At 63.4% G+C, this 23040-nt stretch carries 24 protein-coding genes; 13 read left to right on the plus strand and 11 right to left on the minus strand.

The window, feature by feature from the left end; genetic code table 11:
• Positions 1-9 precede the first annotated feature (9 nt).
• On the plus strand, positions 10-1410 hold the full coding sequence (locus VGG89_06085; GenBank protein HEY1976089.1) for a hypothetical protein: 1401 nt from the start codon (positions 10-12) through the stop codon (positions 1408-1410).
• A 10-nt stretch (positions 1411-1420) separates the two neighbouring features.
• Here the strand turns inward: VGG89_06085 and VGG89_06090 are convergent, their stop codons facing one another.
• The 4 genes from VGG89_06090 to VGG89_06105 all read right to left on the minus strand — a co-directional run bounded on the left by VGG89_06090 (position 1421) and on the right by VGG89_06105 (position 5111).
• On the minus strand, positions 1421-1885 hold the full coding sequence (locus tag VGG89_06090; protein ID HEY1976090.1) for a TadE/TadG family type IV pilus assembly protein: 465 nt from the start codon (positions 1883-1885) through the stop codon (positions 1421-1423).
• Complete coding sequence (locus VGG89_06095; GenBank protein ID HEY1976091.1) at positions 1882-2367, minus strand: TadE/TadG family type IV pilus assembly protein; 486 nt, start codon at positions 2365-2367, stop codon at positions 1882-1884. The genes VGG89_06090 and VGG89_06095 overlap by 4 nt, the downstream gene beginning before the upstream one ends.
• A complete protein-coding gene (locus tag VGG89_06100; GenBank protein ID HEY1976092.1) occupies positions 2364-3590 on the minus strand; it encodes a pilus assembly protein TadG-related protein in 1227 nt (408 codons plus the stop codon). Before VGG89_06100 ends, VGG89_06095 begins: the two co-directional genes overlap by 4 nt.
• Positions 3591-3662: 72 nt before the next feature.
• Positions 3663-5111: a pilus assembly protein N-terminal domain-containing protein gene (locus VGG89_06105; GenBank protein HEY1976093.1), complete on the minus strand. Its 1449-nt coding sequence runs from the start codon at positions 5109-5111 to the stop codon at positions 3663-3665.
• 167 nt (positions 5112-5278) lie between these two features.
• On the opposite strand from VGG89_06105, the gene VGG89_06110 reads away from it, so the two are divergent.
• From VGG89_06110 to VGG89_06155, 10 genes are read left to right on the plus strand one after another with little or no spacing between them, the layout of a single operon-like run.
• Positions 5279-5731, plus strand: a complete 453-nt coding sequence (locus tag VGG89_06110) for a hypothetical protein (GenBank protein HEY1976094.1) — start codon at positions 5279-5281, stop codon at positions 5729-5731.
• A 39-nt stretch (positions 5732-5770) separates the two neighbouring features.
• On the plus strand, positions 5771-5932 hold the full coding sequence (locus tag VGG89_06115) for a Flp family type IVb pilin (GenBank protein ID HEY1976095.1): 162 nt from the start codon (positions 5771-5773) through the stop codon (positions 5930-5932).
• A gap of 50 nt (positions 5933-5982) precedes the next feature.
• On the plus strand, positions 5983-6411 hold the full coding sequence (locus VGG89_06120; GenBank protein ID HEY1976096.1) for a prepilin peptidase: 429 nt from the start codon (positions 5983-5985) through the stop codon (positions 6409-6411).
• A 46-nt stretch (positions 6412-6457) separates the two neighbouring features.
• A complete protein-coding gene (gene cpaB / locus VGG89_06125) occupies positions 6458-7258 on the plus strand; it encodes a Flp pilus assembly protein CpaB (protein HEY1976097.1) in 801 nt (266 codons plus the stop codon).
• Complete coding sequence (locus VGG89_06130) at positions 7258-9330, plus strand: ATPase, T2SS/T4P/T4SS family (GenBank protein HEY1976098.1); 2073 nt, start codon at positions 7258-7260, stop codon at positions 9328-9330. Before cpaB ends, VGG89_06130 begins: the two co-directional genes overlap by 1 nt.
• A complete protein-coding gene (locus VGG89_06135) occupies positions 9327-10187 on the plus strand; it encodes a type II secretion system F family protein (GenBank protein HEY1976099.1) in 861 nt (286 codons plus the stop codon). Before VGG89_06130 ends, VGG89_06135 begins: the two co-directional genes overlap by 4 nt.
• Positions 10184-11041, plus strand: coding sequence for a type II secretion system F family protein (locus tag VGG89_06140; protein ID HEY1976100.1), 858 nt, complete (start codon positions 10184-10186; stop codon positions 11039-11041). Before VGG89_06135 ends, VGG89_06140 begins: the two co-directional genes overlap by 4 nt.
• Positions 11042-11659, plus strand: coding sequence for a prepilin peptidase (locus tag VGG89_06145; protein HEY1976101.1), 618 nt, complete (start codon positions 11042-11044; stop codon positions 11657-11659). It abuts the gene before it with no gap.
• 10 nt (positions 11660-11669) lie between these two features.
• Positions 11670-12032, plus strand: a complete 363-nt coding sequence (locus tag VGG89_06150) for a DUF192 domain-containing protein (protein ID HEY1976102.1) — start codon at positions 11670-11672, stop codon at positions 12030-12032.
• Positions 12014-13423 carry a hypothetical protein gene (locus VGG89_06155; GenBank protein ID HEY1976103.1) on the plus strand — a complete coding sequence of 470 codons (1410 nt, stop codon included), beginning with the start codon at positions 12014-12016 and terminating at the stop codon, positions 13421-13423. The genes VGG89_06150 and VGG89_06155 overlap by 19 nt, the downstream gene beginning before the upstream one ends.
• On the opposite strand, the gene VGG89_06160 is transcribed toward VGG89_06155, so the two are convergent.
• Genes VGG89_06160 through VGG89_06170 form a run of 3 tightly spaced genes read right to left on the minus strand, consistent with a single transcriptional unit; the run spans position 13347 to position 16979 of the window.
• Entirely contained in the window at positions 13347-14822 is a 1476-nt protein-coding gene (locus tag VGG89_06160; protein HEY1976104.1) for an AAA family ATPase, read from the minus strand. The genes VGG89_06155 and VGG89_06160 overlap by 77 nt on opposite strands.
• Before the next feature lie 26 nt (positions 14823-14848).
• Positions 14849-16078 carry an ABC transporter permease gene (locus VGG89_06165; GenBank protein HEY1976105.1) on the minus strand — a complete coding sequence of 410 codons (1230 nt, stop codon included), beginning with the start codon at positions 16076-16078 and terminating at the stop codon, positions 14849-14851.
• Positions 16068-16979, minus strand: coding sequence for an ATP-binding cassette domain-containing protein (locus tag VGG89_06170; GenBank protein ID HEY1976106.1), 912 nt, complete (start codon positions 16977-16979; stop codon positions 16068-16070). The genes VGG89_06165 and VGG89_06170 overlap by 11 nt, the downstream gene beginning before the upstream one ends.
• Positions 16980-17058: 79 nt before the next feature.
• On the opposite strand from VGG89_06170, the gene VGG89_06175 reads away from it, so the two are divergent.
• The gene (locus tag VGG89_06175) at positions 17059-17364 is read left to right on the plus strand and encodes a hypothetical protein (protein ID HEY1976107.1); all 306 of its coding nucleotides are present in this window, start codon (positions 17059-17061) and stop codon (positions 17362-17364) included.
• A gap of 5 nt (positions 17365-17369) precedes the next feature.
• On the opposite strand, the gene VGG89_06180 is transcribed toward VGG89_06175, so the two are convergent.
• A complete protein-coding gene (locus tag VGG89_06180; protein ID HEY1976108.1) occupies positions 17370-18764 on the minus strand; it encodes an aminopeptidase P family protein in 1395 nt (464 codons plus the stop codon).
• A gap of 33 nt (positions 18765-18797) precedes the next feature.
• Between VGG89_06180 and VGG89_06185 the strand changes: the two genes are divergently transcribed.
• Positions 18798-19187, plus strand: a complete 390-nt coding sequence (locus tag VGG89_06185; protein HEY1976109.1) for a DUF202 domain-containing protein — start codon at positions 18798-18800, stop codon at positions 19185-19187.
• Here the strand turns inward: VGG89_06185 and VGG89_06190 are convergent.
• The 3 genes from VGG89_06190 to VGG89_06200 are packed head-to-tail and all read right to left on the minus strand — an operon-like array spanning position 19184 to position 23038.
• Entirely contained in the window at positions 19184-20671 is a 1488-nt protein-coding gene (locus tag VGG89_06190; GenBank protein HEY1976110.1) for a glycosyltransferase family 39 protein, read from the minus strand. The genes VGG89_06185 and VGG89_06190 overlap by 4 nt on opposite strands.
• On the minus strand, positions 20671-21549 hold the full coding sequence (nadC, locus tag VGG89_06195; protein HEY1976111.1) for a carboxylating nicotinate-nucleotide diphosphorylase: 879 nt from the start codon (positions 21547-21549) through the stop codon (positions 20671-20673). The genes VGG89_06190 and nadC overlap by 1 nt, the downstream gene beginning before the upstream one ends.
• Positions 21509-23038, minus strand: coding sequence for an L-aspartate oxidase (locus VGG89_06200; protein HEY1976112.1), 1530 nt, complete (start codon positions 23036-23038; stop codon positions 21509-21511). The genes nadC and VGG89_06200 overlap by 41 nt, the downstream gene beginning before the upstream one ends.
• Positions 23039-23040: the final 2 nt, after the last annotated feature.

Consider the following 23040-nt stretch of genomic DNA (forward strand, 5'->3'; position numbering starts at 1 on the left):
GCGAGCGCCGTGAGCGTTTCCAACAGCAATCTTCCGGTTCCGATCCACGCGGCGGCGCTCGTCATGCGCGAGCTTCCCGCGTCGAGTCTCGTCATTGAAGGCGAGGGCGTGCGTTTGGGCGGCGAGCTGCGGCGGCTGCGCGGCATGCGCGCGCGCTACAGCTTGACGCTCGCCAACGACTCGCCGCTGCACCTCATGGTGACGTTGCGCGCGCGGCGCGGCGACATCGAACGGCGTCTTCCGCCCGGCGAGTTCTGGATCGATCCGCACGCGCACGCCGATCTGGTCATCGACGTCCCGTCACACATTGCGTACGCCGGCGGATCGCTGGTCGTGCGCTTAGTCAACGCGCAGATTCACGAAATGGTCGCGCCGCTGCCGGGACCGGCGGGAATTCTCGGCGCGATCGGCGGCGGACTGACGGTTGCCGCGATCGCCGCCGCGTTCGTCTTTGCAACGCCGCGCATCGACGTGTTTGCCGTGCCGCCGATCGGCGTCGCGAACTCGCTGCTGCGCGTTCCCTATAAAACCGGCGGCCTCGGTGCGAGCAGCTACACGCTCGTCGACGACCGCGGCGTCACCGTAAAGACCGGCGCGATCAAAAAGCGCGAGGGCACGATCGCATTTACCTTGCCCTCCGCGCAGCGCACGCAGAGCTATATCTTAAAGATGCAGAGTCAAGGCGCACTCGGTACGGCCGAACGCGCCGAGCCGGTGACGGCGCTTCCCGAACCCGCGCTGCCGTCGTCGGCGGCGGCTGCGGAGAGCTCGCTCATCGAGTCGCTCGCGCTGGATTCGTCGCAAGTTCCCGACGGCGGTATCGTGACGGTACGCTATCGCACGAGCGCGCACAGCGGCGTCGTTTCGGTCAAAGACGCGCAGAACACGGTGTGGGCGCAGGAAAAGATTACACCCGACGGCGTGACCATGCTGCGCATCCCGCGTTTCGGGCGCGACAAAGAGCTGCGCGTCACGCTTGCCGTCGCGCGCGGCGACAACCATGCGTCGTCGTCGGTGGGCATGCAATCGATGGTGCCGACGCCCAAGCCCAACGTTGCAGCACCAACGGTCGTTGCCGCAGCCGCGCCGGTAACTGCATCTGCGCCGCGCAACGATCCGCCGGTGCAGACGACGACGCCGCCGCCGGCCGACGCACAGAAGGTTTCGGTTGTCGGAACCAACATCGCGGGATTCACAGTGCACACGTCGATCGTCGCGGGCGCGGCCAACATACGGATCGCTTTAGAGACCGACGACGGCTCGACGATCGCGTCGGAGTTCGTACCCGACGGCGCAACGACCGCCAGCATCGACGCACCGCCCGGAACGCACGGGCGTATCGTGTTGATCGCAACCTACGATCGCGGACAAGGTCAAGAATCGACCGTCAAACCGATTGACATCCCTTAGCCTATCGCGTCTAGTTTTGGATGACGGCTTGCGACGAACTCGTAAGCGTGATGCTCTTCGTCGTTATGAATGGAATCACGAACCTAATGGGTTTTGTCACGGTTATGTTCACGACGCATCCCGGAGTTTCGTCCGTGCCTGACCCGCACGTTCCCGTTGGCTGTAACTTATAGCTCGATGGCGGAGCGGTCCACGTCGGGGTGACGGCGGCGGGCGAAGCGAGGCCGGGAACTACCGATCGCACGTACGTCTGAATCTCTGCGGCCGTCGCCGGGCAGACGCTGCTATCCGAGCACACGTTTCCACGAACCGCAGCCCAGCGAGAGCCAATGCGCGCCGCATAATCGACGGTGTGCTTCAAGTACATGACGTAACCGAACTCGATGGCCGACATGAAGATAATCACCATGAACGGTGCGATCATGGCGAATTCGACGAGCGCTCCGCCACGCTGCGCTTCCCGACGCATTTTCATTGCTGCACCCGCTGCACTGCCGTCCTCGTAACCGTAATGGTTGACGGCAGGAACGGTACCCGCGGAAGACCTGAGCTCGCTTTGCCGGTCAGGGTCACGGTGACGTATTGGACCGCGATGTTTGGGTAGCTGGTTTGCGCGCAGGTTGGATTTGCCGTCGGATTCGGCGACGGATTGGGGGTCGTCGCTACCCAGTACATGCAGTATTTCGTGGCGGTCGGCGCTGGGCTCGACGCCACCGAGCCAACGCCGTTATTTGACATATCGTTCTCGGCAGCCAAGATCATACCCGCGCTATCCTCCGCGGCGCCCCCGCCTGGCTGCGCGCCATAAAGCGCGCCGGCGCGGGCCGCGTTAGCCACGACGATTCCGAAGTACGTGTAGCGTCCTAAAGCGATAATGCCGAGCGTGATGAGGAGTAGGAACGGCAGCACCAACGCAAACTCGACAATTGCATTTCCCGCCTGACGCGACGCGTTCATTCGACGAGGGTCGCCCGTTCGGCGGAAAACGCAGTTCCGGTCGTGCCGGGATTGAAATTGTCGGTGTTGCTGCCGTTGAACGTCACGCTAGAAAAGACGAGGTCCCCGGTATAGTCGTGCGTGTGTTTCCCGTTTTCGGTATACGCTGCGGTTGGAAAATACCACATCCCCACGGCGTAAACGTCCGAACTTATAGTTACTTTGTTCGTGTTGGCGGGCGGCTGGTAGAAGAGAACGCCCGCATACGTTCCGGTAGACGGTGCCGAGAACGCGGACGTTGTCGATCCGAGCGAGCCGTTCGACGGCTTCATCGCGCCGCTGGCGATGTAAAACGACGCCCCGCTTGAACCCGTTGTCACGTTAGCGCCGAACGTGACCCCGTTAACGAAGACGTAGTCTCCGGAAAAAACCACGGCCTTGCTAAAGTTCGGTGCATTGTAACACCCGGGCGCTACCGTACCGCTTGTGGGGACGGTCTTCGGAGCGCTGCAGGAAGGTGTCGTGCAGGTCGTAGTGTTGGGAACGCAGCTAAGTCCGAGGTCGGTGTTGCTCGCCTCCTCGTACGCAAGGCATCCCGGAACGAACGGGCACGGGTCGGGAACGATGCCGGTGTAAGAGACGGCCGGGCCGTCCTTACAGCTTAGGTTGCTGTTTTTGGCGGAGTTGACGGTGATGTCCTTAATAGCGCTGTAACTGCCGCCGTTGCAGGTCAAGGTTCCGTTCGCGACGATCGCGCAGCCGGATCCCGCGGTCATTTTCTGACCATCAAGCTTCAAGGTTCCGGTGCTGCTATTGCCCGTCAGGCACTCATTTCCGACTTGGGCTAGTTTCGCCACGGCGGTCGTTTGGATTGCGCGTTTATTCCTACCGCTAAAAAATCCGCTGAAGAACGTGGGATAGCTCCTGGTAATGGTTACTTTCACCGCACCGTCACTGTCGGTCGTGTAGGCGTCGCTGTACCCCGTGTCGATAGCGAGCGTAGAGTTCGACGAGGTGTAACCGTTACTCGTGGCATCGGCAAGACCGGCGTTCTCGGCGTTGGGCGACGGAAACACCGCGGCCTGGGCGGCGGCAATGGCTGCGCTGTCCGTAGCCGTCTGCTGGACCCGCTCTTGAGTACGGAAATAGCCGAGGTCGACGGCCAGTGCCGAAAGCCCGATGAACGACACCAGTAATAGACCGAAAAGCGGATAGACCTGTCCGCGCTGAGAGTTGGGCCTCATGGGGACCTCCGAACCGTAGTTGTGCACGGGCGCTGGCCGGGCTTCAACACAAGATATATCGGCCCACGCGGGCTACTGGTTGATCACCGTCGGTAGCATAACGAAGACCACGTTGGTTTCGTTGTTGGTGTAGTGGACCGACTGGAAGAGCTGCCCCAGAATCGGGATGGCGCTCAGGCCGGGCACCTTGAAGATTTCCTTCTGGGTCACGTGGCGCAAGAGGCCGCCCATAACGATGCCTTCGCCTTCGCTGGTCACGACGTCGGTCGACAACTGGCTGACCTTCAGGGCCGGGACCGTGGTGCCGTTCAGCGAGACCGCGTTGGCGAAGTCGAGGTCCGAGACGGTTGGAGCGATCTTGCATTCGATCTTGCCGTTGCCCAGGATCGTCGGCGTCACTTCGAGCTGCACGCCGTACTGCTGGAACTGCACGCTCACCGAACCGAGTCCCGACGAGTACGTGTACGGAATCTGACCGCCGACTAAGAACTTCGCGTCTTCGCCGGGGAGCGTCACGAGATCGGGCGACGAGAGAACCTTGGAGTGTCCCGACTGGAGGGCTAGATCGAAGGTCGGTGCCAGCGTAAACGTCCGGAAGAAAGCGCCGATCGTAAACGGTTTGCCGAGACCGCCTTCGTTCTCGACGATCGGAAACGAGGGCGTGCCGCTCAGCGCGTAGCGCGCGTTCTTTGAGCCGGGCGTAAACGACGCCGACTGAAGATACATGCCGAGGTTCGACAAGCCGGTGTTGTCGACTTCGAGTATGTACACTTTGATGTCGACTTGGCTCACGAGATCGACTTGCAACCGATCGACCACCTTCGCGCTCGAGCCCAGAAAACGTCCGGCCAGGCCGCGCGCTTTCTCCATGACCATCTCGGCTTGCTGGCGATCGCGGACTTCACCGCTGACGATAATGTTGCCGGCGCTGCCTTGGCTTTGATCGTAGTCGAGATGAATGTTCGAAGCGCCCGGAATGTGCGCGAGCTCTTCTTCGACCGCGCCCAGCGGGTGCGGCACGTACGTCGCGTTGACCAGCGTCTGATTCAGTTTATTGGCGATGACCGTAAAGCGCTTGAGAACCGCGTCGACGTAATCGGAATACGATTGATCTTTGACCGTTCCGCGAACGATGACGGCGTTGCGGAAGCTGACGACTTGCGCGCCCTGCACCTGATTGTTCAGCGCCGCTTTGACCATCCGCGCGAGATCGTTGGTCTGCTGCGCGGAAACGTAAACTTCGTATTTCTCGGCGCCGCCGTACGACGACCACACGTACACGGTGGTGCGTCCCGGGGCTTTTCCGTTGATGACGATTTGGCTGGTTCCGATGGGTGCGACGCCGGCGATCGTCGCATCGCCGGTGGCAACGCGCGTCAGGCCGGGTGCGTCGATGATCGTCGACGCGCCGGTTTCCAGCACGATTACGTCGGCGTCCGCGTTTGCCCGCGTTGACGCGATAAAGCAGACTCCTATGAGAAAAAGGAACGCTGCGAGAAGCCGCGCACAAGCCGTCGTCATGCACCCGCGCTTAGCGCACGCTTGCCTTCATTCCTGCTCAAATAACGTCAAATATAGTAGGGAAAGGTTATAGCGTCAACGTTCCGTTAATGCGTTAACGGCTAAAACGAACGGCATTTCCTGACGAGAATTTTTCGGTGACCCCCCTTGCCTAAAGGAGCGCGAAAGTGTATTTTCGGGGCCAGGTGTACAAAATTTTTGCGGCGGCGGTAGTTACCGTCGCTATATCCGCTTTCTCGCCCGCAATGGCCGCCACGCAGAGCGCGCCGGAGCCGGTTTCCGTCAACTCCAATATGACCGTAACGGTCGCGCCGGCGGTTGGCGGCGAAGCCATTACCGTGAACGGTACCGCGCCGGCGATGGCACCCGTAGTCGTTGTGCTGCACGCAGCGTTTTCGCGCGATCTGCCGGAGGTCTATCTCAATCGTCGTGACGTTTACGCCGATGCCGACGGGCATTTCTCGGCGCTCGTTCCGATCGGGCCGGATTACTGGCGCGGCAGCATCATCACCGTGACGGCCAGTTCGTCGTCGGCAACGGCGTCGGCCACCGCACAAACAGTCGTGACCCTACCCAACCCCGGTGTCGTCGTCCCGGCCGACGCCGACCCCAATCACTAAGGCCGATTCATCATCTCGCTTGGAGGCACGTTCTAAATCATGATTCAGACCCTCAAGGCTATGCTCGCGGACGAAGAAGGCGCGACGCTGGTTGAATACGCGCTGATCATCGCCCTGATCGCCGTCGTGGCGCTCTTGGCCATCAGCAAGCTCGGTACGAATGCCAGCACGACGCTCAGCAGCGCCGCCGCCAGCATCTAAACGCAGCAAAGCAACAAATACCCACGTATCTTCCATACGCGTGCGCGGCGATTGCCTGTACGGTCGCGGCCGTCAGCGATCTGCGCACGCGAAGGGTCCCCAACGCGATCCCGATTGCCCTAGCGGCTTTTGGACTCGCGTATAACGCCTTCGGCGGATGGCGCCCAGCGCTCTCCGCCGTTGTCGCGGGGGTCGTGGTCCTGATCGTCGGCACGCTACCCTTCTCCCTCAAGGCGATCGGTGGCGGCGACGTCAAGCTTCTTGCATCGTGCGCGATCGTGTTTGGTCTAACCCAGGTGCTGCCGTTAGCTGTCTACACCGCTTTAGTGGGCGGTGTTCTTGCCATTGTGATGATCGCGTTGCGCAGGTTCGCCAAGCTAGACGATACGGTGCGAGTACCCTACGCCGTCGCGATAGCGGGCGCCGTTGGATGGATCGCTTTGGCCGAAACGCTTCTCCCAAAGTTGAAATTGGTTTAACCTAGTAACAAAGAGTCGAACCCGTGCTACACGAAGGTTGTGATTCATGAACAGGCGCAACATTACGATTGCCGTGGTCGGCGTTCTAGCGATCGGCATCGCCCTCGTTATCTATGGAATTCTGGCCACGCCGCGCAAGAGTTCGTCACCCCCGCGCAACGTGGTCATCGCCTCGATGAACATTCCGGCGAACTCGCGTATCGTACCGGCGATGGTCACCACCGAGCAGAAACCCACCGACCAGGTCGAGCCGACGGCATTGAGCGATCCGGCCGACGCGGTCGGAATGCTGGCCTCAGCCGATATTCCGCAAGGCGCCGTCCTGACGCCCCTGCGGCTATCCCGTCCGGCGCCGCAGCCGCAAGGCTTACAGGTCCCGGTTGGCCAGCGGGCCATTACCATTGCCGTCGATCCCGTGAAGGGCATTGCAGGATTGCTCATTCCGGGCGATCACGTCGACGTTCTAGCTTCACCGGTTCGCGGCGGCGCGATCGCGCCCAACGCGTACGCCATCGTCCGCGATGCCCGAATTCTTGCCGTCGGCCGGAACACCGGGACGCCCGAAGCCGCCCCGAGCGCGTCGCCGGGGGCTGCTCCCGCGCCGAAACCGTCGCCCGCCAATAATACCTGGATCACGCTAGCCGTGAGTCCGCCGCAAGCCGATACCATAATGGCGGCTGATCTCGACGGCGTCGTACGTCTGGCACTGCGCTCTCCCCACGAGCCGGCGCGTTCGTTGTCCGCCGAAACGATCGTATACGAAACGAAGAGAGGTCCCTCCGGACCGCCGAAGCCACAGGGAGTCGTGGTCGTCAACGGATCTTCAGTCACAAGGGTAGTTCCATAATGCCAGCTTCAGTCATTACCATAGTCGGGGGTAAGGGCGGCGTCGGATCGACGACGATCGCGTTCGAAATCGCACAGGCGCTCGCTAAACGCGGGCGCATCGCGCTTGTGGATGGTGACTTCGGCGGCCGGCGCACGATCGCGCTGCTGCTCGCCTGCGTCAAAGAACTCGACGAAGCGCGCGACGATGCCAACAACCTCTCGTTCATCGCGTTACGTGACGGCATGACCGCCGTCGAGCTCGCGCAGAACATTCACGCCGGTTTTACGCTCAAGCCCGACAAAGTCGAAACGCTCGTTCAGAACTTCGCGCAAACCGGTACCAGCGCGATCGTCGACGCGCCGCAGCCGTTCGCGGCGGCGATTCGCCCGTTCATCGTGCGCTGCCAGCGATTCTTGCTGATCGTCGAACCGACGCTGCTCGGCATGGCCGGCGGAAAAGCGATGATTGCCGAAATGCTCAAGTTCGGCATCTCGCAAACCGCGATCGCGCCGGTGATCGTCCAGCGCGACCCGCACGCCGAACTTTCGCGTCAAGATATCGAACGCGCGCTGGGCGCAAAACCGGTGGCCGATCTTCCGCCCAAGAGCGACCGCCGCTACGCGCGTGCGATGGAAGGTCTCATCGAGTACTGCTCGTCGCTGATGACGTACACGGCCGAAGAGAATCTCGATCTCGGTCCGTCGATCCGTTCGCCGTTGGGCGACCGGCGTTTAGCGAAACTGCGCGCCCCGACTCAGCTCGGAAGCGGCCAGCAGGGGCGTGCCGGATCGGGCATCGACATCGAGAAGATCGAAAAGATTAAGTCGGCGACGCACGAGGCGCTCACCAAGCACATCGACTTGATGGGCAGCGGCGATCGCTCCGATCCGCTCAAAGCCGAAGAGCTGCAGAAAGAAGTGCAGGCGGTCGTCAACGAGATGATCACCGACGAGACCGTCGGATCGGCCGAAGAGGTCGCTCAGCTCCGTCAGGAAGTGATCGACGAAGCGCTGGGATACGGTCCGCTTGAGGATCTGCTGCGCGACCCGGACGTCACCGAAGTCATGGCCAACGGTTCCGACCACATCTACGTGGAGCGGGGCGGCCGGCTGACCTTGACCGACAAGCATTTCACTAACGATCGACAGCTGCGGCTGGTCATCGAGCGTATGATCGCACCAATCGGGCGCCGCATCGACGAATCGACGCCGATGGTCGACGGGCGGCTTCCCGACGGTTCGCGTATCAACGCGATCATCGAGCCGTTGGCGCTCAGCGGCGCCACGTTGACGATTCGGCGTTTCGGTACCGATCGGCTTCACGTCCGGCAGTTGATTGAGAAGCGCTCGCTCACCGCACAAATGGTCGACTTCCTGCGCGCGTGCGTCGAAGCGCGGCTCAATATCGTGGTAAGCGGCGGTACCGGTTCCGGCAAGACGACGCTGCTGAATATTCTGTCGACGTTCATTCCGGAATCCGACCGGATCATCACGATCGAAGACGCCGCCGAGCTCAAGCTCGAGCAAGACCACGTGGTTCGTTTGGAAGCACGTCCGCCGAACCTCGAAGGACGCGGCGAAATCCGTATCCGCGACCTCGTTCGCAACGCGCTGCGTATGCGCCCCGACCGTATCATCGTCGGTGAGTGCCGCGGCGGCGAAGCGCTCGACATGTTGCAAGCCATGAACACCGGCCACGACGGTTCCCTGACGACCGCGCACGCCAACACGCCGCGCGACTGTTTGTCGCGTATCGAAACGATGGTCATGATGGCCGGTTTCGACCTCCCGTCACGCGCCATTCGCGAGCAAGTCTCCAACGCGATCGACCTGATCGTTCAGGTGTCGCGTCTGCGCGACGGCAGCCGCAAGATCATCGCCATCACCGAAGTGGTCGGAATGGAAGCCGAGACGATCACGACGCAGGACGTCGTTACGTTCGACCAGCGCGGCCTCGATAAAGAAGGCCACGTCGTCGGCGAGTTCGTCTATAGCGGCGTTCAGCCCAACTGCGTGCAGAAGTTCGAGGAGTACGGCATCTCTTACGACATCCGAGGCCTCTCCGAAATGACCTCGGCGATTAAGTGGTGACGACGTTCGCGCCGTACCTGATCGTCGTCGGCATCGCCGGCGCCATTGGGTATTTCGGGTATCGCTCGTGGAACGATATCATTCAGGCGATCACGCCGTTTACCGAGCCGTACCAGATTCTGCTCGAGCGCGGCGGCATCAAGATGGAAGCGGCCGATTTGGCGTTCCGCATCTTGGCGATCGCGATCTTTGCGTGGGGCGCGGGCGTCCTCATCTTGCGGCCGAACGGTTGGATCGCGTTGGCCTGTTTGCCGCTGGCCTTCCTCCTCACGTTCTGGGGAACGGGCTTCTGGGTGCGTTCGCGTATCGGCAGCCGGCTCAAGCTGTTCAACGATCAGCTCGAAATCGCACTCCGCTTGATGACCAGCGGCCTTCGCGCCGGACTCGGTTTACGTCAGGCGATGATCGTCGTCGTCAGCGAAATGCCCGACCCGATTCGCGTGGAGTTCAACAAGGTATTGAACCAAACGTCGATCGGCATCAGCATCTACGACGCGCTCGACACCTTCAACGAGCGTATGCCGAGCGCGGAAATGCTCATGCTCACCCGAGCGATTCGTATTCAGTCGAAGACGGGCGGAAACTTGAGCAAAATGCTCGAGACTTTGGCCGAGACGATCAAGCAGCGCCGGCGCATCGACCGTAAGGTGGCTGCGATGACGTCCGAAGCGCGCTCGTCGAGCTATGTCATGAGCGGCTTGCCGATCGGGCTGCTGATCTTCATCGCGGCGTTCCAACCCGAGATGCGCGGCGATCTCTTCGGAACGTGGTTCGGCCGCGCGATGGTGATCGCGGCTTTGAGCTTCATCGGCTTGGGCCAATACGTGATGAACGCCATGGCGAAGATCGACGTATGAGCCCAGCACTGATTTTCGGATTTGCAGTCGTGCTCATCGGCGGCGGCTTGACGGCGGTGTATTTCCTCTTGAGCGGCAACGACGTTCACCGCAGGCTCGCCGAACTCAACCTCGACGCTCCCGGCGAAAAGGCCGGCAGCACCAGCGGGGTCGCGATCCACAAGCTTTTGGATGCATCGCAAAAGCGCACGCTCGCCAAAAAATTGACCGAAGGCGGTTGGTACGACGTTACGCCGGTGAAGTTTTCGGCGTATATGCTCGTGGGCGCCGGCGTCGGTGCCGTACTGGGCGTGCTCGCCGGGATCTACTTCGGCAAGATCGACGTCATGTCGGTCGGCGTCTTTCTGGCGTTCACCGTCGGCGGATTCATGACGCCTAACGGATTGCTCGACCGCGCGATCGGCGCGCGCAAGAAAAGCATCCAGCGCGAGCTTCCGAACTTTCTCGACATGGTTTCGACTAGCGTGGAGGCGGGAACGGCGCTTAGCCAATCGCTGAACATCGCGATGGACGCCGTGGCGGGTCCGCTGCGCAAGGAGCTCGAGCTGGTCAACGACGACATTCGGCTCGGACGGTCTCGCGGTGAAGCGCTGGCAGCAATGGCGCATCGCGTTCGCGAGCCCGATCTAACGACGTGCGTCACCGCCATCGTTCAAGCCGAGCGATTGGGCGGCAATATTGCCGGCGTGCTGGAATCGCTTGGAACCGAAGCTCGCGAGCGGCGCATGCTTCGTGCCGAAGAGATTGCAGCGACGCTGCCGGTCAAGATGGTTTTCCCGATGGCATTCTTCATGCTGCCGTCGCTTCTGATGATTATTTTTGGCGGTATCGCAGCGAAGTATTACGGTCATTAATTGGCTGCAGCGTTCGCAACGGCGCTGCTTGGCGCGCTGATCTTCGGTGCCGCCGGTGCGTGCGGAATCGTAGCCGCAGCGGCGATCGTACCAAAGCTTCCGAAACTCGAAGACGCCCCGCCGGCTGTTGATTTTCCCCCCGCGAGCCTCGTCATCGGCGCCGCCGCGATCGGCGCCGCTATGGGCGTGCGAATGCCGCCTGTGGCGCTGCTCGTGATCACCGCGATCGTGATCGTCGGCTTGGCGGCGGTGTGGTACTGCGACGCTAAAACCGGCATCATCCCCGACGTCTTCACCATGGTACCGCTTGGAATCGTTATTATTTACGGTTTGACGCAGCAGCAGTGGATGGTTTTGATCTCAACCCTTGTCATGTTTGTGCCGTTTGGCATTCTCGCGTTGGTGTCAAAAGGTCGCGGCATGGGGTGGGGAGATGCTAAGCTGGCAGCGTTGGGCGGCGCACTCCTCGGTATCGGCTCGGCGACGGTCGCCTTCGTCCTGGCATCCTTCGTCGCTGCACTCGCGGCATGGTTGAAATACCGCAAGCGCAATGCTCCCATCGCGATGGGACCCTACCTCGTCGCCGCCATCGCGGCGTCGCTGCCGTTTACGTTCTAGCGAGTACTCCGTGATCGGCGAGCTGTACGACGCTCGAACCGGCCGGCTGCTCGTAAAGCGTCTCGTCGCCGCCGATACCCTGTGGGCTAGCACGGTTGGCTTTCTTGGGCGCACACGTGTCGACGACGACGAAGCGATGTGGTTCGACGGCTGCTCGGCGATTCACACACTGGGCATGCGCGTTTCCATCGATGTCGTGTTCGTCGACCGCGGCGGCGTGGTGCTCCACGTCGCAGCCGACGTGAAGCCGTGGCGCCTCTGGGTTGCACGCACCGGCGCGCGCAGCGTTCTGGAACTGGCGGCGGGAAATGCCCGGCGGCAAGGCATAACGGCTGCAACGGCGTTGGAAACTCGATGGCTCTCGCGTACGTAGTCGTTCTCATCGTCTTTGCCGCGTTCACCGGCCGCGCCATGCGCGTGCCCTATGGCGACGGCGATTTGTTCTGGCAGAAACATTTGGGCGCGTACGTCGTCGCGCATCGCGCGCTGCCGCACGCGCTCGATCAAACGACGTTTACCGCGCCGGGCGCACCGTGGACGCCGCAGGAGTGGCTGCTCGGCGTTGCGGCCTATCTTGCGATTCCCGCGGGCGACTTGTGGCTGCTCGCCGCGTTCGCCGGTGCGGCGCTCGCGCTCGCGCTGCTCGTCACGGCGCGGCGCGGCACGCGTTTCGGTGCGAGCGGGATCGCGATTGCCATCGTGCTGAGCTTGCTCGCGGTGGATTTGGGCGGTTCGTTCGGGATTCGCGCTCAAGTGTTCGCGTGGCCGCTCTTCGCGCTGCTGCTGCTCGCGCTCGACGCGCAAGGGCCGGCAATTTTTGGGGTATTGCTGATCGTCGCCGCGTGGGCGAACGTTCACGCCAGCGTGATGCTGGCCATCCCCATCGTCTGGATCGATACCGCCGTTGCGTGGTTCGGGAACGCGCCGCGCGACGAACGGTTGCGGCGCTTGGGGCTGGCCGTTGCCGTTCCCTTCGCGACGCTCGCAACGCCGCTGGGCATCCGTCTACCGGAATACGCGCTGATGCTTATCAACAGTCCGATCCGCAAATCGATCGACGAATGGCAACCGGTCGCGTTTTCTGGACACGACGCGTTTTTTTGGACCGGCGGCCTGCCGTTGATCGTTCTCGCGGCGCTGTGCATTCGGATGCTCGCGAAGGAACGGCCGCGCGACGTCGTCGTCGGTGTGCTGCTGCTGACGATGGCGATTGGTGCCGTCCGCAACGCATCGCTGCTCGGGATCGCCGTTGCACCTCTCGCCGCGCGCTCTATCGACGCGATCCTCGGACGCTTTGCATGGTGGCCGCCCGACCTGTTGCGCGAGCGCGGGTTACGGATCGTGGCGCTGTGCGGAGCGGCCGTCGCGTCGGGGTTAGTTTTTGTCGCCAGCGTGCGCGCGCCGATCAAACCGTCGACGTGGGTCCCGCCCGTCGCGACGTTCGAGCGCCTCGCGTCGCTGGGAACGGGCCGCCGCGTCTTTTGTTACGATTTCTCGACCTGCTCGATTGCGCTCGATTATCCGAACCTGCGCGTCTTCATGGACGGGCGCGCGGATCCGTATCCGATCTGGGTGTGGAACGATTTCAACGACGTTCGGGCGGCGAAACCCGATTGGATGTGGCTGCTCGACCGGTTCGCGGTCGATACGGTCGTTGCAAAAATGAACGACCCGCTCGATAAGGCGCTCAGGAAGCGGCGCGACTGGAGTCCGTTACCTCGCCTCGATCGCTGCTGCCGCGCGTACGTCCGTCCGCCGCGTTAGCGCCCTCGATTGCTTCCAGACGGGCGCGCGCGTGTGCGAACGCGTCTTCGAGGCGCGCAGCGAACGTGACTTGAACGTCGTCGGCGTGATCGATCGACGGCGGTCCGCGCCGCAGCCGCAGCGCCGCGCGATAGTGCGACGCCGCCGAGTCGCTTCGTCCCTTTTTGTAGGCGTCGTCGCCGGAGTGCACGTGTGAGAGAAAGCGATGTCCGTCGAGCGACACGGAGTTGGGATCGAGCGTGATGTCGGTGCCGCAGAAGAAGTAGCGGTCGACGCGGTGCGGACCTGCGACCGCCGCGATCGCTTTACGAACGTTCGAACACGACGTGCGCAGGCTTTGCTGCGCGGCGCGGCGTTCGCTATCGGGCCAAAACCGTTCCAGCAGTTCGCAACGCGTCGCCGTACCGCCGACGCGCACGGCCAAGGTGCGCACGATGTCGGCGTCGCGCCGCCGCAGCCACTTCACCGGATTGCCGCCGTAGCTGACTTCGAACTCGCCGAACAGCGAGACGCTCAGCCGCTGTGTCGCGCCGCCGACGACGAGCGGGCTCTGCGTGTAAATGGCGCCGACAGGATAGAGCAGACGCGGTGCGCCGACGTCGCCGGTAACGAACAACCCGGCGGCTTCGAGCAGCTGCCAATCCTCATCCAGCAATAGCTCGCCGGCAATCGCACGCGCGAACGCGGTGCGCGCTTTGGCCGACGCGCGATTGACCTCGGCTTCGACGAAACGTCGCAGCGTGTGCGCCGACGACGCGAGCCACATCTCGTATGCGCCCTGCAGCGACCGCCCGTCGGACGCGGCGGCGCGAACGATATCGCCGGCGACGGCGGGCCAGCCGTCGGAAAGCGCGATCACCGCGCGCATATCGGCCTCCGTCGCGTCGACGCCGAGCGACGCGCACAGCGCGGCGAGATCCTCGACCGAGAACGCGAGCACGCGCGAGACCATGAGCGCGGCAAGGCCCATGGAGAAGAGCCGCGGCGTACTGATCGTTTCGTTGCGGCATCCCGCAACGACGGTTCGCACCTGGGGCGGGCTGCCGATCGCAAACGACGCCGTTTCGAAGATGGCTTCGCGCGATGCTAGATCGACGGCGTCGATCGCAACGGTGCACGCGGGCATGGCCAGCAGGTGACGCCGCAAATCTTCGAAGGATCCGACCCCGTCGAGACCGAGCTCGGCGGCTAAGCGAGCTGCCAGGTACTCGGGCTTATCGCCGGGTTGAGCGCGAACGTACGCGTGGGGCTGATCGAGCTTCTGCAGGTAACGCACGAGCGCGGTCGTCTTTCCGTAACCCGCCGGAGCGATCAGCGCGCGCAACGGAAACGCCGCGTTACGCTCGAGCCACTCGATGACGCGCGGGCGCTCGATTGTTGCCGGCGAGATTTTCTCCAACGCTGCCCCCTTGAGTTATCTTTCGGTTAGCCGCGTAGGGTAGTCCAGACCTGGCGCAGGCTCGGCGGTCTTCCGTACAAGAGCATCCCGACCCGGTACAATCGCCCGGCGAGCAGTGTGATTCCCACCAGTGCGAGCACGTTGATCCCTGCCGAAAGCCCTATCTGCCAGGAAGGCGGTTGGTCGGTTGCAATACGCGCGAACATCGTGAACGGCGCAAACAACGGAACGAAACTCGTCGCGACCACGACGGGTGCGTTGGGTACGTCCAAGGCGATCATCGCCAGCACGAGCGCAGCGACGATCGGGAGGATCATCGCCGCATTGATGCTGCCGAGATCTTCGGGGCGGCTGATGAGCGAGCCGATCCCGGCGAACAGTGTTGAAAACTGCAGCAATCCTACGAGCAAAAAGAACAGGAACGCGCCGAAGATCGTGCCCGTCAGCGCCGACGCGGCGGGGCCTCCGAGATTGAACGGCGTTGCCGCCATTGCGCCGCCGGCGGCGTGCGGATTCGAAGCGCCGGCTGCGACCGCACACACTACCCAGACGACCATCTGCATGAATCCGAGCGTGGCGCCGGCGAGAATTTTTCCGTAGAGCAGCGCGAGCGGATCGACCGACGCGACGAGCAGCTCGGCGATGCGATTGGTCTTTTCTTCGATCACGCCCGCCATCGTCAGCTGGCTGTTGAGGACGACGAGCAGATAGAGAAAGAAAATCAAGGTGAGCGCGATCCCGCGCTTGAGCTGCACCTGCGCGAGCGTCTCTTTCGCGCCGGCGGCGACGACGGTTATTCTAAACGCGGCCAGACGTTTTGCCGTCGCGGCGTCGACGTGCGCGCCGAGCTGGAGCTGGAGCGGCATCAGCAAACGCGCCATCGTGGCCGCTTCGACGCTGGCCGCGTCGGTGGAATAGACGGTCACGTGTAGGCCGTCGGCGCCGCTCTCGAGCGCGACGAAGCGTCCCGCTCGCAAGCGATGGAGTTCTGCCAGCGGCGGGGGGTCGGCCGAGGGCTGCGTGCCGGCAATATCGTAGCGATTTTCGAGCAGCCGCGCGGCGGTTGAGGTCAACCCCGGCGCTCCGCCTAGGACGATACGCGCTTGCTCGACCGCAACGTGCGCGCTCAAGAACGCCGGAAGTTTCGCGAGCCCCGCGATGCCCAGACCGCCGACGATCAGTCCGATGAGAAACGGACGCGATTGGACGCGGCGGATGATCTCCGCGCGATAGACGAGGATCAGTTCACGAAGCAATGCGCGGGCTGCCTTCGACGGTGTGAATGTAGATGTCGTGCAGCGACGGTTCCACCACTTCGAAGTGGGTCACCGCTTCCACCGCCACCAGCCGCGTGAGCACGTCGGGAAACGGCGTGGTCGACGGAACTTCGTATTGCATTGCACCGATGATGGCCTTGAGCGGTCGCGCGCCTTCGATCGCCTCGAGGACGCGACGGGTCGCACGCGACGCGGGCGAGACGCGAATGACGCGCGTCGGCCAGCGTTGGCGCAGCTCGCGCAGCGTTCCGGCGACGCGGTCTTCGCCGCCCGAGATGATGCAAAACGCGTCGCAGAGCTCTTCGAGCTGCCACATTTGGTGGCTCGAAAGCACGAGCGTCGTTCCGCCCGCCCGCAGCTCGCCGAGCACGGCGAAGATCATCTCCGCGTTGACTGGGTCGAGGCCCGAAAACGGCTCGTCGAGGATCAAGAGTTCCGGTCCGTGGACGGCGGCACACGCCACCTGCACCTTCTGCTGGTTGCCCTTGGAGAGCTCGCTGCAGGGACGGTCGGCGTTGGCCGCGAGATCGAGACGGCCGATCCATTCGGAGGTACGTTCCGCCGCGTCGCGTTCGCAGAGGCCGTGTAGCCGCCCGAAGTAGCGAATTTGCTCGCGCGCGGTCATGCGGCCGTACAGCCCGCGTTCTTCGGGGAGGTAACCGAAACGGCGGCGCATCGCGCCCGAAATCGGCTCGTCGTTCCACGCCACCATGCCGCCGTCGGGTGTGAGAATTCCCAAGATCATCCGCATCGTCGTGGTCTTGCCGGCGCCGTTGGGACCGATCAACCCAAATGTCGAGCCGCGATCGATGCTGAAGTTCACGTCGCTCACGGCAACGACGCTCCCGAACTCCTTGCGAAGGTGCCGCGCAACGAGCATCAGCCGATTCGTCTCACGATGAAGGATGTATTGGCTAAGGCCGCGCAGAGGCCCTTACATCTCGTTGGAGGCTTCGCCGATGGATCAGTCTTCTTCTAACGCCGGACTTGCTGCGTTTGCCGTAGTCTTTTTCGTCTACGGGATCATCATTCTGGCGTGCATCGCGTTCTTTGTGTGGTGCTACTGGAAGATCGCCGCTAAAGCCGGATACAATCCGGCGCTTTCACTGCTCATGCTCGTTCCGCTCGGGAACCTGATCATTCTCGCGATTTTCGCGTTCGGACGCTGGCCGATCGAAGACCGGCTTGCGGCCCTCGAAGGCGGACAATCGTACACGCCGCCGCCATCTTCACCGGCTCCCGGAACCTCAGTCGCAACGCAGTAAGCGCGTCAACTCCAGAGTTCGGAGATCCAAGCTTCGACTTCGTTCGATTTCGAAGGCAGGATCGCCGAAAAGTTCTCCCAGCCGGTTGCGGTAACGGCGATGTCGTCTTCGATGCGAACGCCGATGCCCCGAAAACGTTCGGGCACGGTTGTGTCGTCGGGCTGGAAGTAGAGTCCGGGCTCGACCGTGAGCACCATGCCTTCGCGCAGCCGGCCGTGCCGGTACTCCGTCGCGCGCGCTTTGGCGCAATCGTGCACGTCGATACCGAGCATATGGCTGACGTTATGGAGGCTGTAGCGGCGGTAGAACTGTCGCTCCGGATCGAGCGCTTCGTCGATGCTTCCGCGCAAGATTCCCAGCTCGATCAGCCCCGCGGCGAGCACGCGCATGGCGCGGCGGTTCGGTTCCAGGAAATCGTTGCCGGGCGCGACCGCTTCGATGCCGGCGCGCTGGGCGTCCCACACCAGTTCGTAAATCGCGCGCTGCTCGGGTGAAAAACGTCCACCCACCGGAAGCGTACGCGTGATGTCGGCCGTGTAGAGCGAATCGCACTCGACGCCGGCGTCGAGCAGCAGCAGCGAATCGGGACGCAACGTTCCGTCGTTGCGGTTCCAGTGGAGCGTGCAGGCGTGCTCGCCCGCGGCGGCGATCGTGAGATAGCCGACGTCGTTGGCGTCGGTGCGCGCGCGACTCCAAAATGCCGCTTCGATCTCGCGCTCGCTCTGCGCGCGCCGCATCGTGCGGATCGCGTCTTCAAAACCGCGTTTGGTGATGGCGCACGCCTTGCGCAGCTCCCCGAGCTCGTACTCGTCTTTGATCAGGCGCATCTCCGAGAGATGCTCGGCCAGCTCTTGGTCTTCGTCAATGCGCAGCACGCGCGCCCCGGCGCGCCGCAGCTCGTCGAAGTAGGGGGACGCCGCCGGAATCGGGCGGCACGCGTCGACGCCGAAGTAGAGCTGACTCTCGTCGACGCCGCGATGACGGCCGACCCAAAGCTCGCCGTGAAGGCGATCGGTGAAGAACTCCGCTTGCCCGCGGTTGTGCTCGCGCGCGAAGAGCAGCGATCGATGCCCGGTTCCCTCGGGTTCGAGCACGAGTACGCCGCCGGATTCGCCGCCGCCCATGAGATATGCAAAATCGCTCGATGGGCGGAATCGAAAGAACGTGTCGTTGGCGCGCACGTGCTCCTCGCCGGCCGGGATGACCAGATAGGCACCGGGGTACGCGCGGGACAGATCCTCGCGCCGGCGGCGGTAACGCGCAGCCTCGTCCTGCTTGCCGGCCGCCAGCGGACGCTCGGCCCAGCCGGTCGCCATGAAGTCGATCAGCGCTTCGGGCGTTTCGGGATCGTAGGCGTTTTGGGTGGGAGCCGGATCGCCGGCGCGTCGCTGCACGTCCATGAAGGCGGCTTCGCCGCGTAGAATCCGGAGCCTATGCAGCAAACGATCGAAGAGTCGCAGACGCCGGTTCGTGCCAACGACACGCTGGCAAACGAGCGAACCTACTTGGCCTACATTCGAACGGCGCTGGCGTTTATCGCCTTCGGGTTTGTGATCGCGCGCTTCTCGCTCTTCGCCCGCGAGTTTTCGGCGTTCGTCCACGCGCCGGCGCCGGAGAAGGGGGCGTCGGTCGGTTTCGGTACCGCGATGGCCATGCTCGGCATCCTCATTGGGCTGCTGGGCAGCTGGCGTTACGCCGCAACCGATCGCGGGCTACGCCGCGGCGTCGTCGTGAGACTGTCGTCGGGCGGTGGCTACTTGATCGCGCTGTTCGTCACGGCCATCGGCGCGATCGTGGCGTTTACGCTGCTGTCGTACCGCTAGATAAACGTTTTGAGCTTGGGCCAATAGCGTGCGAGCGGTTCTTTGAGACCGTAGCAAACCGAGATCGGAACTCGGCTTTCCGCCGGCATTGCCCAGCGATCGTGCAGACGCGCGACGGCGACGCGCTGCGAACGGAAATCCGGTCCGCACCTCCCGTTGACTTCGACGACGACGCTGCCGTCGTATCCGCGGGGCCCCCAGATCCAGTAGTTGTTCTGACCCGATAATGCCGGCGGTAACCCGTAGGCTTTGCCGTACACGTCGATCGCGCCGGCTTCGCCGAAGTTGCGTGCGAGAATCGCGGCGCGCGCGCGTTGATCGGGGGGCAGCGCATCGTAGACGCGCGCCACCGTTGCGGTGAGCTGCGGCCAACCGTGCATGTCGGCGAAGATTTGCGTGATCGGCGACTCGTCGTTACGCGTCGTATTGAGGTGCAGCGAGACCAGCCGCTGACCGGTTTCGATGGCGGCCGCAAGTTGCGCTTCGGCCATGACGGGAAAGACGAAGGGCAGCGTCAGCATTGAGATCACGGCGACGGCTGTGACGATCGCGGTACGGAACCGCGTCAGCGCGGCCGTTCGTTCGATCGCGAGCGCGCCGCAGGCAATCAATAGCGGGTACACGTCACCGGGATAGTAGTTGCGCGCGTGTCCCGCGATCATGCACGCGATCAACACGACGTACGTCCAGCCGATCCAGCGCAGCTCGGGGCGTACGAACGCGTAGACGAGGCCGAAGATCCAAATCGCGGCGAGGATCGGATTGGTGATCAAAATCTGCTGCACGACGTAACCCAGCGGCGAATGGATCACCACTTCGGTTTGCTGCTGGTTATGAATCATCTCGAGGAACGGCCAGCCGTGCGCGGACTGCCAAACGAAGCTAGGCAACGCGATCGCGACCGCCGCCGCGACGCCGGCAGCGAACCACGGCGTCTTTACGATGCGGCGCGCCGGCGTCAACAGCAGTCCTGCGAGCAGGGCGGCACCGTAGAAGAACACGGTGTACTTTGCTTCCGCGCAGACGCCGAAAGCGACGCCGGCCCATATCCACAATCGCGGATTCGCCCCGTTGGCGATGCGCGCGATCAGCAATGCGATCAGCGGCCATAAGAAAAGTCCCGGCATATCGGTCGACACTTTGGTTCCGAATGCGTTGAGAATCGGCATGAGCGCCGCGAGCAGCGCGCTGAGCACCACGGCAAACGTACCGCCGCCCAGCTCGATCGCGAGCAAGCACGTCACGTAGACGCAGCCGGCGGCAAACAGCGCCGGAAGCGCGCGCAGCAAAAAGAGCGACGTTCCGAAGAGCTGCGATCCGGCCGAAAGCAGCGGAACCACCGGCGGCTGATCGACGTATCCCCAATCCGGGCGAAACCCGCAGACGATGAAGTAGAGCTCGTCGCGGAAAAAACCGTAGTGCGGATTGGCGACGAGATGCATTGCCAACGTCAGCAGCGCCGCAATCAGGGGAATGCGCTTCACTAATCCCAATCGAGCGCGACGTCGAGCGCGGGCGCGCTATGCGTCAGCGCACCGGAGCTGATAAGGTCGACTCCCGTGGCCGCGATAGCAGCCACGGTCTCCACCGTTACGCCGCCGCTGGCTTCGATGACCGCACGCCGGTTTACGATGCGTACGGCCTCCGCAAGCTGCTCCAGCGACATATTATCGAGCAGCACGGCGTCGACTCCGGCGTCGAGCGCTTCGCGCAGCTGCGCAAGGGTATCGACCTCGACCTGGACTTTCACCATGTGTCCGATGCTTGCGCGAACGGCCTCCACGGCGGTTGCGACCGAACCGGCGGCGGCCACATGGTTGTCCTTGACGAGCACGGCGTCGTCGAGTCCGAAGCGGTGGTTTACCCCGCCGCCGCAGCGAACCGCATACTTTTCGAGCACGCGCAAACCGGGCGTCGTCTTTCGCGTGTCGGTAATACGCGCCGACGTGCCCCGTGTGAGCAAGACGAAGCGATGAGTAAGCGTCGCAATGCCGCACAGCCTTCCGAGGACGTTGATCGCCGTGCGTTCGCCCGTGAGCAGCGCGCGCGCCCGGCCGCGCAGGTGCGCGATGGTAGCATTTGCATCGACGAGATCGCCGTCGGCGGCGTGCGGCGTTATCGCGACGTCACCGTCGAGCAGAGTAAACGCAAGCGACGCGGCATTGAAACCGGCAATCACGCCCGCAGTCCGAGCCACGATGCGCGCGCTCCCGCCCGCGCCGGCGTCGACGATCGCGTCGGTCGTAAGATCGCCCCCGTGTCCGATGTCCTCGAGCAGCGCGGCGCGCACGATCGGCTCGACGACGAGCCGCGAAGGCGCGTTAAGCGAGGCTGCGGAGGCGCGTAAACGAGCGTTTGGCAAAGGCTTCCTCCGTCTGCGGATAGTCGCTGCGATAGTGGCTTCCGCGGCTTTCGGGCCGCGCCAGCGCGGCTTCAGCGATCAGCCGCCCGACGACCAGCAAGTTGCGCAGTTCGTTCGCGGCCGCCGGGAACCCGGCATCGAGCTCGCCGATGCGCAGGAGCGCTTCGCGCAGGGCGCGTTCAGTGCGGACCAGCCCGACGTTGGAATACATGACGTTGCGCAGATCGCTCGTGGCCTGCGCTTGTTCGGGTGCCGGTGCGTTTGCCGCGGCGTACTGCGGCACCGGCGGCGTCCCCGCCGGGACCGGCGCATTCTTGATATCGGTCGCCACGCGCGAGCCGTAGACCAGCGCTTCGAGCAGCGAGTTGCTGGCCAGCCGGTTTGCGCCGTGGACGCCGGTCGCGCTCGTTTCGCCGCACGCCCACAACCGCGCGAGCGACGCGCGCCCCCATTCGTCGACCGCGATGCCCCCCATGTGGTAATGCGCGGCCGGGGCGACCGGAATGTTCTGCACGCGCGGGTCGATGCCGGCCGCTATGCAGAATCCGAAGACGGTCGGAAACATTTCGGGGAACTTCGCGCCGATCGCGGCGCGCGCGTCGAGGCCGACGGTGCGTCCGGCGGTGAGCTGTTCGAAGATTGCGCGCGCGACCACATCGCGCGGCGCGAGCTCGGCGTCGTGATGCAAGCCGAGCATGAAGCGCTCGCCCAAATCGTTGACGAGCACGGCGCCTTCGCCGCGCACCGCTTCGGTAACCAGCGGCATGGGGTCGCGTCCGATCGCAAGCGCCGTCGGATGAAACTGCACGAACTCCATGTCGGCGAGCAATGCGCCCGCGCGCGCGGCGATCGCGATGCCGTCGCCGGTCGCTTGCACGGGATTGGTGGTGTAGCGGTAGAGACGCCCTATTCCGCCGGTCGCGAGCACGACCGCGTCGCAACGAAACGCCATCGGCGTGCCGCTCCAGTTGTCGTGCGCGTAGACGCCGTATACGCGGTCGTCGTACACGATTGCGTCGTCGGCGGTGACGTCTTCGACGACGTCGATCGACGGGTGCGCGTGCACGGCCTCGATCAGCGTATTGAGAATCTCGTGGCCGGTCGCATCGCCGCCGGCTTTGACGATGCGGCGTCGCTGATGCGCGGCTTCGCGTCCTAGCGCGAGCTCGCCCGACGGGTGGCGATCGAATGCCGCGCCGAGCTCGAGCAGCTCTTCGATCCGCGCGGGCGCGTCGTGCGTGAGAATCTCGACGATTTGCTGATCACTGATGCCGGCGCCGGCGAGCTGCGTGTCGATGGCGTGCAGGCTGGGCGAATCGTCTTTGCCGATCGCCGCGGCGATGCCGCCTTGAGCCCAATCCGTGGCGGCGCCTTTCCCGAGCCGCGTCTTGCACAGTACGGTCACGCGCATCGGTGCGAGTTTCAGCGCCGCCATCAAACCGGCAATACCGGCACCGACGACAATCACGTCGCTGCGATGTTCCTGCATGT

It is taken from the genome of Candidatus Baltobacteraceae bacterium (assembly GCA_036488875.1).
GTDB lineage: Bacteria > Vulcanimicrobiota > Vulcanimicrobiia > Vulcanimicrobiales > Vulcanimicrobiaceae > JAFAHZ01.